Origin of the sequence: Acidovorax sp. PRC11 (assembly GCF_031844105.1) — a bacterium.
Lineage (GTDB): Bacteria > Pseudomonadota > Gammaproteobacteria > Burkholderiales > Burkholderiaceae_C > Paracidovorax.
In genome coordinates this window covers 1-13,070 of sequence record NZ_JAUZUQ010000024.1, presented here as the reverse complement: position 1 = coordinate 13,070, position 13,070 = coordinate 1, and the positions used below count along the sequence as shown (strand labels likewise).

The following is a 13,070-nucleotide window of genomic DNA, read 5'->3' as shown; positions in this document are numbered from 1 at the left end:
TCAATCAATCAATCAAACGGACGAACGCACGACGGCAAACGGACGGCAGCCGCGGATTATCGGGGCACGGAGGCCCCCTGCCCGGCCATGGCCGCGGCGGCGCCCGTGCCGCTCCAGGGCGCCTGCCAGCCGCCGCCGAGCGCCTGCACCAGCGAGGCCGCGGCGAGCTGCCGGTTCACCTGCAGTTGCAGCAGCGCGCGCCGCGCCGAGAGGGCCGCCACCTGGGCGGTGACGACCTCGGTGTAGCCCACCTGGCCCGCGCGGTAGCGGTTGAGGAGCTGCTCCTCGGTGCGCTGCGCGGCCGAGACGGCCTCCTGCCGCAGCGGCTCCTGCGCCTGCAGCGTGCGCACGGCGGTGAGCTGGTCCTCCACGGTCTGGAACGCGCCCAGCACCGTCTGGCGGTAGTTGGCGATGCGCGCCTCGCGGGCGGCACGCGCCTGTTCCACGCGCGCGGCGATGGCGCCGCCGTCGAATACCGTCTGCGCGGCCGACAGGCCCAGCGACCAGAGCGCGCCCGAGGCGCTGAACAGATCACCCAGGCCGGCGCCGCTGCGCCCCAGGGAGGCCGTCAGGCTGAAGCTCGGGAAGTAGGCGGAGCGCTGCACGCCGATCTGCGCGTTGGCGGCGGCCACGGCGCGCTCGGCGGCGGCGATGTCGGGCCGCCGCTCCAGCAGCGTGGACGGCAGCGCCGCCGGCACCTCGGGCACGCGGGCCACCCAGGTGCCGGGCGGCAGCGCGAAGGCGGCTGGCGGCTGGCCCGCCAGCACCGCGATGGCGTGTTCGTAGCCGGCGCGGTTGCGCTGCACGGTGGCCAGATCTGCGCGCGCGTTCGCGAGCTGGGTGCGGGCCTGCAGCACGTCGGACTGGGCCGCCACGCCGGCGTCGTAGCGGTTCTGGGCGATGCGCAGGCTGCGCTCGTAAGCGTCCACGGTGGCGCGCAGCAGGTCGGTTTCGGCATCGGCCTCGCGCAGCTGGAAGTAGGCAGTGACCAGCGAGCCCACGGCCGAGAGCCGCGCCGCGGCCAGGTCCGCCTCGCTGGCCTGGGCGCTGGCGCGGGCACTGTCCACCGTGCTGCCCAGGCGGCCCCAGACGTCCGGCGCCCAGCTCGCCCCCAGCGCCGCCTGCGCGGTGGTGCCGCGGCGCGCGGAGCCCACGCCGCCCGAGCGCGTTTCGCTGGCCGACAGGCTCACGCCCGGCAGCAGCCCGGCGCGCTGCTCGCGCACCAGCGCCTGCGCCTGGGCGTAGGCGGCCACGGCCGCGGCGATGTTCTGGTTCGACACCTGCACCTGGGCGGCGAGGCGGTCCAGGTCCGGATCGCCGAACAGCGTCCACCACGCCCCGCGGTCGATCGCGTCGGCCGGGGCGGCGGGCTGCCAGAGGGCGCCGGCCTCCTTGAAGGCGGTGGGCATGGGCGTGGCGAGCGCGGGGGGCTCGTAGGGCGGCGCGACGGAGCAGCCGGCCAGCCAGGCGGGCAGCAGCACGGCGGCGCAGGCGCGCGCCAGCAGCGATGTGCGCGGTCGCGGTGGGTGGAACGCACGGCCCGGGGATCGCAGGGGCAAAGCAGCAGGCACAGCAGCGGACACGGCGGCGGAAGAAGCGGAGAGGGTCATGATGGTTGCGCGGGCGCGGCCGGCGCGGCGTCGGCGGCGCGGGAGAGGTGGCGTTCGTTGCCGGAGGGGCGGCGGAGCCGGTCCAGCAGCACATAGACCACGGGCGTGGTCAGCAGCGTGAGCAGCTGGCTGGCGACGAGGCCGCCGATGATGGCGACGCCCAGGGGCTGGCGCAGCTCCGATCCCTGGCCGAAGCCGATCGCCAGGGGCAGCGCGCCCAGGGCGGCGGCCAGCGTGGTCATCAGGATCGGGCGCAGGCGCAGCATGCAGGCCTCGCGCACCGCTTCGGTGGAGGAGAGGCCGCGCGCGCGCTCGGCCTCCAGCGCGAAATCGATGATCAGGATGGCGTTCTTCTTTACGATGCCGATCAGCAGGAACACGCCGATCAGCGCGATGATGGTGAACTGCATGTTGAAGAGCAGCAGCGCCAGCACCGCGCCCACGCCCGCCGAGGGCAGCGTGGTGAGCACCGTCACGGGATGGATCAGGCTCTCGTAGAGCACGCCCAGCACGATGTAGATCACCACGATGGCCGCCAGGATCAGGAAGAGCTGCTGGCCCTGGGTCTCCTGGAAGCTGCGCGCCGTGCCCTCGAAGCTGCCGCGCACGTTGGTGGGCATGGCGATGTCGGCCTCGGCCTGCTCGACGATCTGCCGCGCCTGGCTGAGCGAGGTGTTGCCGTCCAGGTTGAAGGAGATGGTGGTGGCCAGCTCGCCGTCCTGGTGGCTGATGGAAGTGGGCGCGGAGCGCTCCACCACCTTCGCGATGGCCGAGAGCGGCACCATGGTCTGCGTGGCGGTGGCCAGCACCTGCCCCGTGGAGGCGCCGCGCTGCCCCGGGTTGGCCGGGGAGCCGGTGGTGCCCGAGAGGTTGGCGGGCACGAAGATGTCCTTCAGCGCGGGCGGGCCGCGCGTGTATTCCGGTGCCCATTCCATGATGACGGAATACTGGTTCAGCTCGCCGTAGATGGTGGCGACCGACCGCTGGCCGAAGGCGTTGTAGAGCGCCGCGTCGACGGCCGAGGCGCTCACGCCCAGGCGCGCGGCGCTGTCGCGGTCCACCTCGACGAAGGTTTCCGAGCCGTTGTCGGCCTGGTCGGTGTCCACGTCGGTGAGCAGCGTCTCCTGCTTCAGGCGCTCGGCCAACCGGGTCGCCCAGACGCGCATGTCGGCGAGGTTGTCGCTCTTGAGCGTGTACTGGTAGGTCGAATTGCTGGAGCGCCCCCCCATGCGCAGGTCCTGCACGGGCGAGAGGAACACCCGCAGGCCGGTGAGCACCGCGAGCTGCGGCCGCAGCCGGTCGATCACGGCCATGCTGGGCTCGCTGCGCTCGGACACGGGCTTGAGGTTGACGAACATGAAGCCGCCGCCCGCCCGCCCGCCCCCGGAGAACCCCACCACGGTGTCCACGGCCGGGTCCTTGCGGATGATGTCCACGGCCTGCCGCAGCTTGTCCGCCAGCGCCCCGGACGAAATGCTCTGGTCCGCGCGCAGGCCCGCCACCAGCTGGCCGTTGTCCTGCTGCGGGAAAAATCCCTTGGGGATGTGGCTGAACAGGTAGACGTTGAGTCCGATCACGGCCAGCAGGATGGCGATGACGAGCGCCTTGCTCGCCAGCGCCCAGTCCAGCGCATGGCCGTAGCCGCGCAGCACCGCGTCCTGCGCCCGTGCCGCAGCGCGCGAGAACCGGCCCGGGGGCTTCGCCGGCCCGCCGCGGCGGCGCGCCTCTTCGGCCTCCGAGCGCAGCAGCCAGGCGCACATCATGGGCGTGGTGGTGAGCGAGATCACCAGCGAGATCGCCACCGCCACCGAGAGCGTCACGGCGAACTCGCGGAACAGCCGCCCGACCTGGCCATCCATGAAGAGCAGCGGGATGAACACCGCCACCAGCGAGAGGCTGATCGACAGCACCGTGAAGCCGACCTCGCGCGCGCCCTGCAGCGCCGCGGCCATGCGGTCCATGCCGGCCTCGATGTGGCGGGCGGTGTTCTCCAGCACGACGATGGCGTCGTCCACCACGAACCCGGTGGCCACCGTGAGCGCCATCAGGCTCAGGTTGTTCAGGCTGAAACCCAGCAGGTACATGACGCCGAAGGTGCCCAGCAGCGACACCACCGTGGCCACGGCCGGAATCACGGTGGCGCGCGCCTTGCGCAGGAAAAGGCCCACCACCAGCACCACCAGCGCGATCGAGACCATCAGCGTGACCTCGATCTCGCGCAGCGACGCGCGGATGGAATTGGTGCTGTCGGATGCCACCGCGATGCGGATGTCCTGCGGCAGCTGCGCCTGCAGCGCCGGCAGCAGCGCCCGCACGCCGTCCACCGTCTCGATGATGTTGGCGCCGGGCTGCCGCGTGATGAGCACGATGATGGCCGGCTCGCCGTTGAAGAGGCCCAGGGTGCGGGTGTTCTCCACGCCGTCCACGACCCGCGCGACGTCGCCCAGGCGCACCGGCGCGCCGTCGCGCCAGGCGATGACGAGATCGGCATAGTCGGCCGCGCGCCGCGAGGGCGACGGCGTGTAGATCTGCAGGCGCCGCCCGTCGCTCTCGATCGCGCCCTTGGGGCGGTTGGCGTTCGCCGCCTGGATCGCGGCGCGCACGTCCTCCGTGCCGATGCCGTAGCGGTTGAGCGGGAACGGCAGCAGCTCCACGCGCACGGCGGGCAGCGAGCCGCCGCCGATTTCCACGTCGCCCACGCCGTCCACCTGCGAGATGCGCTGGCTGACCACGTTGGAGACGGCGTCGTAGATCTCGCCCGGCGTGCGCGACTTCGAGGTGAGCGCGAGGATGATGACCGGCGAATCGGCCGGGTTGATCTTGCGGTAGGTGGGGTTGCTGCGCAGCGTGGCCGGCAGGTCGGCGCGGGAGGCGTTGATGGCCGCCTGCACCTCGCGCGCGGCGCTGTCGATCTTGCGGTTCAGGTCGAACTGCAGGCTGACGCGTGCCGAGCCGCTGGAGCTGGAGGACGTCATCTCGTTCACGCCCGCGATCACGCCCAGGCGCCGCTCCAGCGGGGTCGCCACGCTGGTGGCCATGGTCTCGGGGCTGGCGCCGGGCAGGCTGGCCGAGACGGAGATCGCCGGATAGTCCACCTGCGGCAGCGGCGCCACCGGCAGCAGGAAGAAGGCCGCGATGCCCGCGAGCGCCATGCCGATGGTGAGCAGCACGGTGGCGACGGGCCGCTCCACGAAGGGGCGCGAGAGGTTCACGGCCGGCCCTCCGCTGCGGGTGGTGCAGCGGGCACCTCGGGCGCCGCGGCCGTGCCCCGGCCCGTCCAGCGGCGGCCCAGCCGGTCGAAGGCGAGGTAGATCACCGGCGTGGTGAACAGCGTGAGCAGCTGGCTCAGCACCAGCCCGCCGAAGATCGCCAGGCCCAGCGGCCGGCGCAGCTCGGCGCCCTCGCCCCAGCCCAGCATCAGCGGCAGTGCGGCGAACAGCGCGGCCAGCGTGGTCATCAGGATGGGGCGGAAGCGCAGCAGCGCCGCCTGGTGGATCGCCTCCTGCGGCGGCAGGCCCTGGCCGCGCTCGGCGTCGATGGCGAAGTCGATCATCATGATCGCGTTCTTCTTGACGATGCCGATCAGCAGGATGATGCCGATGATGCCGATCACCCCGAGGTCGTTGCCCGTGACCATGAGCGCGAGCAGCGCGCCCACGCCGGCCGAGGGCAGCGTCGAGAGGATGGTCAGCGGGTGCACGTAGCTCTCATAGAGCACGCCCAGCACGATGTAGACGCAGACCATGGCGGCCAGGATCAGCCAGAGCTGGCTGGTGAGCGATTTCTCGTAGGCGCCGGCCGCGCCCTGGAACTGCAGCGACAGGCCCGCGGGCATGCCGATCTCCCGCGCCGCGGCGCGGATCGCGTCCACCGATTCGCCCAGCGACACGCCCTCGGCCTTGTCGAAACCGAGCGTGGCCGCCGGGTACTGCGCCACGCGCGTGATCTGCAGCGGCGCGGGCTGCTCGCGGATCGTCGCCACGGCCGACAGCGGCGTCGGCGCGCCGCCGCCCGTGCGCAGTTGCAGGGTGCCCAGGCCCTCGGGGCTGGAGAGGCCCTCCTGCTGGGCCTCCAGGATCACGCGGTACTGGTTGGTCTCGGTGAAGATGGTGGAGACGATGCGCTGGCCGAAGGCGCTGTAGAGCGTGTCGTCCACCGCGCTGGCCGTGACCGAGAGGCGCGCGGCCGTCGCGCGGTCGATGTCCACGAAGGCCGACAGGCCCTGCGCGCCCGCGTCGGTGGTGGCGTTGCGCACCTGGGGCACCGTGCGCAGGCGCTCCACCAGTTTGTTCGCCCAGGCATTCACCTCGGCGGAATCCACGCCGCCGAGGGTGGCGCGGTATTCGGTGGGGCCCGTCTCGGCGTCGATCGACAGGTCCTGCGTGGGCTGCAGGTAGAGCGTGACGCCCGCTACCGACGCCGCCCGGTCGCGCAGCCGCTGCATCACCGTGCCCTGGGCATCGCGGCCGGGCTTCAGGTTGATGAGCATGCGGCCGGTATTCAGCATGGTGTTGTTGGCGCCGTCCACGCCGACGAAGGAGCTGAGCGAGGCCACATCCGGGTCCTGCAGGATCTCGCGCGCGGCGGCCTGCTGCAGGGTGCTCATGCGCTCGAACGACACGTCCTGCGAGGCCACCAGCCGCCCCTGCAGCTGGCCCGTGTCCTGCGTGGGGAAGAGCCCCTTGGGGATGAACACGTACAGCACCACGGTGAGCGCGAGCGTGAGCAGCGCCACCAGCAGCGTGGCGCCCTGGTGGCGCAGCACCCACTGCAGCCAGCCGTCGTAGCGCACGATCACCCGGTCGAAGCCGCGCTGGATCGCGCCGCCCACGCCGCGCGGCGGGGTGTCGGGCAGGGCCCGCAGCCAGCGCGCGGACATCATCGGCACCAGCGTGAGCGAGACCACCGCCGAGATCAGGATGGTGAGCGCCAGCGTCACCGCGAACTCGCGGAACAGCCGCCCCACCACGTCGCTCATGAACAGCAGCGGGATCAGCACCGCGATCAGCGACACGGTGAGCGAGATGATGGTGAAGCCGATCTGCGTGGCGCCCTTGAGCGCGGCCTGGAACGGCGGTTCGCCCTCCTCGATGTAGCGCGCGATGTTCTCGATCATCACGATCGCGTCGTCCACCACGAAGCCGGTGGCGATGGTGAGCGCCATCAGGCTCAGGTTGTTCAGGCTGTAGCCCAGCAGGTACATCACGCCGCAGGTGCCGATGAGCGAGATCGGCACCGCGAGGCTGGCGATCACCGTGGCGCGCAGGCTGTGCAGGAAGAAGAAGATCACCAGCACCACCATCAGCACGGCGAGCACCAGCTCCATCTCGACGTGGTGCACCGAGGCGCGGATGCCGGTGGTGCGGTCGGCGAGCACCTGCACGTCGAGGCTGGCAGGCAGCCCGGCCTGGAGATCGGGCAGCTGGCGCTGGATGCTGTCCACCGTGGAGATCACGTTCGCGCCGGGCTGGCGCTGCACGTTGAGGATGATCGCCGGCCGCTCACCAGCCCACGCCCGCAGCCGGTCGTTCTCGGCGCCGTCGACCACCCGGGCCACGTCCACCATCCGCACCGGCGCGCCGTTCTTCCACGACACGATGAGGCGCTTGTAGTCCTCCGCCGTGAGCAGCTGGTCGTTGGCGTTGATGGTGTAGGCGCGCTGGGGCCCGTCGAAGCTGCCCTTGGCGCTGTTGGCGTTGGCCGCGGAAATCGCGCTGCGCAGCGTGTCCAGGCCGATCCCGTGGGAGGCCAGGGCCTTGGTGTCGGCCTGGATGCGCACGGCGGGCCGCTGGCCGCCCGCGAGCGTCACCAGCCCCACGCCCGGCACTTGGCTGATCTTCTGCGCGAGGCGCGTGTTGACCAGGTTCTGCACCTCGGTGAGCGGCAAGGTATCGGAGCTGATCGCCAGCGTGAGCACCGGCGCGTCGGCCGGGTTCACCTTGGCGTAGACCGGGGGGGCCGGCAGGTCGGTGGGCAGCAGCGAGGAGCCGGCGTTGATGGCCGCCTGCACCTCCTGCTCGGCCACGTCGATCGCCAGGCCCAGGTCGAACTGCAGCGTGACGATGGAGACGCCCGCCGCGCTGGTCGAGGCCATGCGGGCCAGCCCGGGCATCTGCCCGAACTGCCGCTCCAGCGGCGCGGTGACGTTGCGGCTCATGACCTCCGGGCTGGCGCCGGGGTAGAGCGTCTGCACCTGGATGGTCGGGTAGTCCACCTGCGGCAGTGCCGACAGGGGCAGGAAGCGGAAACCCACCAGCCCCGCCAGCACGATGGCCAGCATGAGGAGCGCGGTGGCGACGGGCCGCTCGATGAAGGGACGCGACGGGCTCATGGGCTGCGGCGGCGCGTCGGATCAGGGCCGGGCGGACGAAGCCGCGGACGCCGGGGCCGCCGGCGCGGAAGCGCCTTCGGCGCTAGCACGCGGCCCGTGGGGACGGTGTCCGCCGCCCTCGACCCCGCGGGCACCCGCCCCGCCCGTGGGCCCGGACGCACCGGAGGCCCGCGCGCGCCGCCCGGAAGCGCCCTGCTGCGCGCCCGGAGCGCCGTCGCCCTGCAGCTGCACGCGCGCGCCGTCGCGCAGGCGGTCGCCGCCTTCGGTCACCACGCGCTCGCCGGCCTGCAGGCCTTCGGCGATCGCCGCCCACTCCACCGTGGACTGGCCGCGTCGCACCTTGCGCAGCGTCACGGTGCGGTCCTGGTTGATCACGTACACGAAGTCGCCGTTGGCCCCCGTGCGCACCGCCGTCACCGGCACCACCAGCGATTCCAGCTCGCGCAGCTCCAGCCGCACGTTCACGAATTGGTTGGGGAACATGCGGCCGTCGGCATTGCTGAAGCGCGCCTTGGCCTTCACCGTGCCGGTGGCGGTGTCCACCAGGTTGTCCAGCGTGGAGAAGCGGCCGCGGCCCAGCTCCTGGGCGCGGGTGCGGTCCTTCGCCACCACCGCCAGGCCGGCCGCGCCGGCCTCGGCGGCCGCGGTCTGCACGTCGGCCACGCGGTCCTGGGTGACGGTGAATTCCACGTCGATCGGTGCGGTCTGGGTGATGGTGGCGATGCCGGCGGTGTCGCCCGTGGTGACGTAGTTGCCCGCGTCCACCGCGCGCAGGCCGATGCGGCCCGCGGCCGGTGCCGTCACCTGGGTGTAGCCGAGGTTGAGCCGGGCGGTGCGCTCCTGCGCACGGTCGGTCATCACGGTGCCCTCCAGCTGTTTGACGAGCGCGGCCTGGGTGTCGACGTCCTGCCGGGCGATGGAGTCCTGCGACAGCAGCGTGCGGTAGCGCTCGAGCGTGATGCGCGCGTTCTCCAGCTGCGCTTCGTCGCGCCGCCGCGTGCCTTCGGCCTGCATCAGCGCCTGCTCGAAGGGCCGGGGATCGATCTGCGCCAGCACCTGGCCCTTGCGCACCATCTGCCCTTCGGTGAACAGCACCTGGGTGAGCATCCCCGAGACCTGCGGTCGCAGGGTGACCGTGGTCACCGGCGTCACCGTGCCGAGCGCCTCGATGGCCACCGGCAGGCGCAGGGTGCGGACCGTGGCGTCGCCCACCGTCACCATCGCGCGCCCGCCTCCGGCGCCCGCGCCGGGGCCTGCGGGCCGTGCCGGCCCGCCGGGGCCGCCCGCCGCGGGGAACCCCGCCCCGCCCTCGGGCGCCTTGGAGCGCTGCACCAGCCACCATGCACCGCCGCAGAGCAGCGCCACCGCCAGCAGGGCCACGCCGGTGCCGAGCCAGCGCGCGCGCCGCCCCGGAGGCCGCGGAGCCCCTCTGCCGGGGCCGGGCACGGGATCAGCGGGAGGAGCGGCGTGGGGATCGTTGGGACTCATGGCGTGGGAAGCGGTGGCAAGACGAACGGAAGGCAGGCGGCCGCGGAACGGCCGGCCGGTCCGGCGGACGCGGTGCCCGGCGCCCCCGATCGTAGAAGCTCAACGTGGCGTTTTTTCCGCCGGCATGCGAAGAAACGTAAATCCCCTACACCGGCCGGCCGCCGCGGCGGGCCCCGGCGGCGCCGCGGCCTGCAGCCCGCGCCGCGCCGGCGCATTCCGCGCCGCCCGGCGGGCGCTTCGTCGCACCGCGCTGGCCCCGGGGAGCGCAGGGGGCCACAGTGCAGCCATGTCCCGGGCAGATCCGCGGCCCCTGCCTCGGGGCGGCGAGGCCCGGCCCCCACCGCCCGCCACGCTCCAGGAGTCTCCATGCCATCCACCCCTACGCCCTCCTCCCGCTCTTCCCGCTCCGCCCACGACACCGCTCCGCCCACCGGCGGCCGACTGCCCGGCGATGCCGAGCGCCTCGCCCGGCGCCGCGCGGGCGCCAAGCTGGGCTGGCTCATCCATGCCGGCGTCTACCTGTGCGTGAACCTCGGCCTGGCCGCGCTTTCCGCGTGGCAGGGACGGCATTGGGCGGTCTTCCCCGCCCTCGGCTGGGGCGTGGGCCTGCTCGCGCACGGCGCCGCCGTGGCCCTGTCCCACCCGGGCGAAGGCCTCTACCGCCGCCTGCTGGAACGCGAACGCACCGCGCTGCGCGGCCGCCAGGCGTGACCGGCCCCGCGGCCGGAGCGCACAATCGCGGCGCAGTGCCCATGCCGCATCCGTCCTCCGCGCCCTCCCCGCCCTTTCCGGTGCCCGCCGCCGGGTCGCGCCACATCGTGCGCCACGGCCTGCTCGTGGTCGCCTTCTGCTGCGCCATCGCCGCCATCCAGGTCGGCTACGGCCGGGGCCCCTGGCACGCGCAGGCGGTGTATTCGCTCTCGATCGGCCTCTGCAGCTGGCTGCTCATCGAGGCGGGCCGTTTCTGGCTCACGCGCCGCAGCCCCATCCCCTGGCCGGCGGGCTGGCGCGGCTGGGCGCTGGTGGCCGTGGGCGGCACGATCGGCTTCCAGATCGGTTCGGCCATCGGCGACGCCTACGGCCGCGCAATCGGCCTGGCGCAGCAGACCGCCCCGCCGCCGGGCGTTCCGGGCTCCGCGGTTCTCACCACGGTGCTCGCCTGCGTGGCGATCTCGCTGTTCTTCTACATGCAGGGCAAGGCGCGCTACCTGGAGGGCCGGATCGCCGAGGCGCAGCGGGACGCGGCCGAAGCGCGCCTGCGGCTGCTGCAGACGCAGCTGGAGCCGCACATGATGTTCAACACGCTGGCCAACCTGCGCATGCTCATCGCGGTCGACCCGGCGCGCGCCCAGGCCATGCTGGACCACTTCATCGCCTACCTGCGCGCCACCCTGGGGGCCTCGCGCACGACGGCGCACCCGCTGGCCGATGAATTCGAGCTGCTGCGCGACTACCTGGAGCTCATGGCCGTGCGCATGGGAGCGCGGCTCGCCTACACCCTCGATCTGCCCGAGCCGTTGCGCGCCGTGCCCGTGCCGCCCCTGCTGCTGCAGCCGCTGGTGGAGAACGCGATCCGCCACGGGCTGGAGCCCCAGGTGGAGGGCGGGCGCATCGCGGTGGCCGCGCGCACGTTGGCCGGCACGCCGGGCCAGCTGGAATTGACCGTGCTCGACACCGGTGCCGGCCTGGGCCGGCACCCCGCGCAGGCCGGCAGCCGCTTCGGCCTCGCCCAGGTGCGGGAACGCCTCGCCACGCTGCAGGGGCCTGCCGCCGTGCTGGAACTGGGCCCGGGCGATGCGGGCCGCGGCATGCGGGTGCGCATCGTCCTTCCGCTGACGGTGCCGGCCCCGGCCCCGGCCGCCCCGACGTCCTCTCTCTCCCCGCACACCCCGCCGCCATGCCATCCGCCCGCGCCCTGATCGCCGAAGACGAACCCCTGCTGGCGGAGGCCCTGCGGCTGGAACTCGCCCGGGCCTGGCCCGCGCTCGAGATCGTGGCCACCGTGGGCGACGGCCACAGCGCCGTGCGCCAGGCGCTGGCGCTGCGCCCGGACGTGCTCTGGTTCGACATCCGCATGCCCGGCCTGGGCGGCCTGGAAGCCGCGCTGGAACTGGCCGATGCCTGGCCGCTCGACATCGCGCCCTTTCCCGCGCTGGTCTTCGTGACCGCCTACGACCAGTACGCCGTGCAGGCCTTTGAGGCGCAGGCGTTGGACTACCTGCTCAAGCCCGTGCAGGGCCCGCGGCTGCTCAAGACGGTGCAGAAGATCCAGGCGGCGCTGGCCGGCCGCGCCGCCCGGCCCACGGACGCCGCCGGGGAAGGGCCGCAGGCAACTCTCCGGGCCGAGGCGGGCCTGCAGGCGCTGCTGGAACAGCTGCGCGGCCTGGTGCCGGGCGGGGCCTCGCCGTCCGGCGTGGCGGACCGGCCGCAGCCCCGCCGGCCGGCGGAGGCCGGGCCTCTCGCCGTCATCCAGGCCGGCAGCGGTTCGCGCATCCACTTCGTGCCCGTGGCCGACGTGCTGGTGTTCGAGGCCGCCGACAAGTACGTGCGCGTGCTCACGGCGCAGCAGGAATACCTCATCCGCACGCCGCTCAAGGAACTCGCGGCGCAGCTGGAGCCCCATGATTTCTGGCAGGTCCACCGCGGCACCCTGGTGCGCGCGACGGCCATCGCCTCAGTGGAGCGGGACGAGGCCGGACGGCTGCACCTGCACCTGCGCGAGCGCTCCGAGCGCCTGCCGGTGAGCCGGCTGCACGCGCACCGCTTCAAGCCCATGTGACGGCGCGCGCGCGCCGCCTCGCCGCGCGCAGCGCCCGGCGCAGGCCCCCCGGTTTCAGCGGTTGGCGGCCAGCAGCAGCCCGCCCGCGCCCATGAAGAAGCCGCCCGTGGCCTTGTTGAGCCGGACCACGCCGCGCTGCGAGCGGATCACCCGGCGGATCTGCCGGCCGCAGCTCGCGTACACGGCGGTGGAGACGAACTCGGCCAGCAGGTAGACGGAGCCCAGCACCAGGAACTGCCGCGCGGCCGGCTGCGCCGGATCGATGAACTGCGGAAAGACGGCCGCGAACAGGATGATGGCCTTCGGATTGGTGATGCCGAGCAGGAATTCCTGCGCGACGAGCGACCGCAGGGCCGGCGGTGCCGTGCGGACGGCCGGCGTCGCGGCGCCCTCGCCGCCTTCCACCAGGTCCAGCCCGCCGAACTCCCGGCTGTTCCATGCACGCCAGCCCAGCCAGAACAGGTAGGCCGCGCCCACCCATTTCACGGCGGTGAACGCCGCCTCGGATGCCAGCAGCATCGCCCCCAGGCCCACGGCGGACACCGTGAGGAAGATCGCGAACGCCGCGGCGCGGCCGATGGTGGCCACCATCGCCGCCCCCACGCCGGCGCGGATGCCGTTGTTCAGGCCGCAGAAATTGTTGGGGCCGGGCGTGAGCGAAATCGCGACGGCCACGGGAGCGAACAGCAGGGCGTCCATGGTGCAGGGTGCGGTGGGGTGGCGGATGTCTCGCGATGGTAACGGCCCGCCGCCCTGCTGTGCAGCGCTGGTGCTCAGAAACTTTCCCACTCGTCGTTGCCGGCGCTGCGGCCGGCCGCGGGTGCCTGGGCCGGTGCCGGGGTAGGGGCCGGCGCGAGCGGAG

At 73.1% G+C, this 13,070-nt stretch carries 8 protein-coding genes; 3 read left to right on the top strand and 5 right to left on the bottom strand.

Annotation, left to right across the window (positions count from 1 at the left end; all coding sequences use genetic code 11):
• Positions 1–56: 56 nt before the first annotated feature.
• From Q9R47_RS20690 to Q9R47_RS20675, 4 genes are read right to left on the bottom strand one after another with little or no spacing between them, the layout of a single operon-like run.
• Positions 57–1,610 (bottom strand): efflux transporter outer membrane subunit, encoded by a 1,554-nt coding sequence (locus Q9R47_RS20690; RefSeq protein WP_311235000.1) that lies wholly within the window; start codon positions 1,608–1,610, stop codon positions 57–59.
• Complete coding sequence (locus Q9R47_RS20685; RefSeq protein ID WP_311234999.1) at positions 1,607–4,822, bottom strand: efflux RND transporter permease subunit; 3,216 nt, start codon at positions 4,820–4,822, stop codon at positions 1,607–1,609. Before Q9R47_RS20685 ends, Q9R47_RS20690 begins: the two co-directional genes overlap by 4 nt.
• Positions 4,819–7,941 carry an efflux RND transporter permease subunit gene (locus Q9R47_RS20680; RefSeq protein WP_311234998.1) on the bottom strand — a complete coding sequence of 1,041 codons (3,123 nt, stop codon included), beginning with the start codon at positions 7,939–7,941 and terminating at the stop codon, positions 4,819–4,821. Before Q9R47_RS20680 ends, Q9R47_RS20685 begins: the two co-directional genes overlap by 4 nt.
• A 21-nt stretch (positions 7,942–7,962) precedes the next feature.
• Positions 7,963–9,429 (bottom strand): efflux RND transporter periplasmic adaptor subunit, encoded by a 1,467-nt coding sequence (locus Q9R47_RS20675; RefSeq protein WP_311234997.1) that lies wholly within the window; start codon positions 9,427–9,429, stop codon positions 7,963–7,965.
• A 366-nt stretch (positions 9,430–9,795) separates the two neighbouring features.
• On the opposite strand from Q9R47_RS20675, the gene Q9R47_RS20670 reads away from it, so the two are divergent.
• From Q9R47_RS20670 to Q9R47_RS20660, 3 genes are read left to right on the top strand one after another with little or no spacing between them, the layout of a single operon-like run.
• The gene (locus tag Q9R47_RS20670; protein ID WP_311234996.1) at positions 9,796–10,140 is read left to right on the top strand and encodes a 2TM domain-containing protein; all 345 of its coding nucleotides are present in this window, start codon (positions 9,796–9,798) and stop codon (positions 10,138–10,140) included.
• Positions 10,141–10,181: 41 nt separating this feature from the next.
• Positions 10,182–11,348, top strand: a complete 1,167-nt coding sequence (locus tag Q9R47_RS20665; protein ID WP_311234995.1) for a histidine kinase — start codon at positions 10,182–10,184, stop codon at positions 11,346–11,348.
• Entirely contained in the window at positions 11,327–12,208 is an 882-nt protein-coding gene (locus Q9R47_RS20660; protein ID WP_311234994.1) for a LytTR family DNA-binding domain-containing protein, read from the top strand. Before Q9R47_RS20665 ends, Q9R47_RS20660 begins: the two co-directional genes overlap by 22 nt.
• A gap of 54 nt (positions 12,209–12,262) precedes the next feature.
• On the opposite strand, the gene Q9R47_RS20655 is transcribed toward Q9R47_RS20660, so the two are convergent.
• Complete coding sequence (locus tag Q9R47_RS20655; RefSeq protein ID WP_311234993.1) at positions 12,263–12,907, bottom strand: LysE family transporter; 645 nt, start codon at positions 12,905–12,907, stop codon at positions 12,263–12,265.
• Positions 12,908–13,070: the final 163 nt, after the last annotated feature.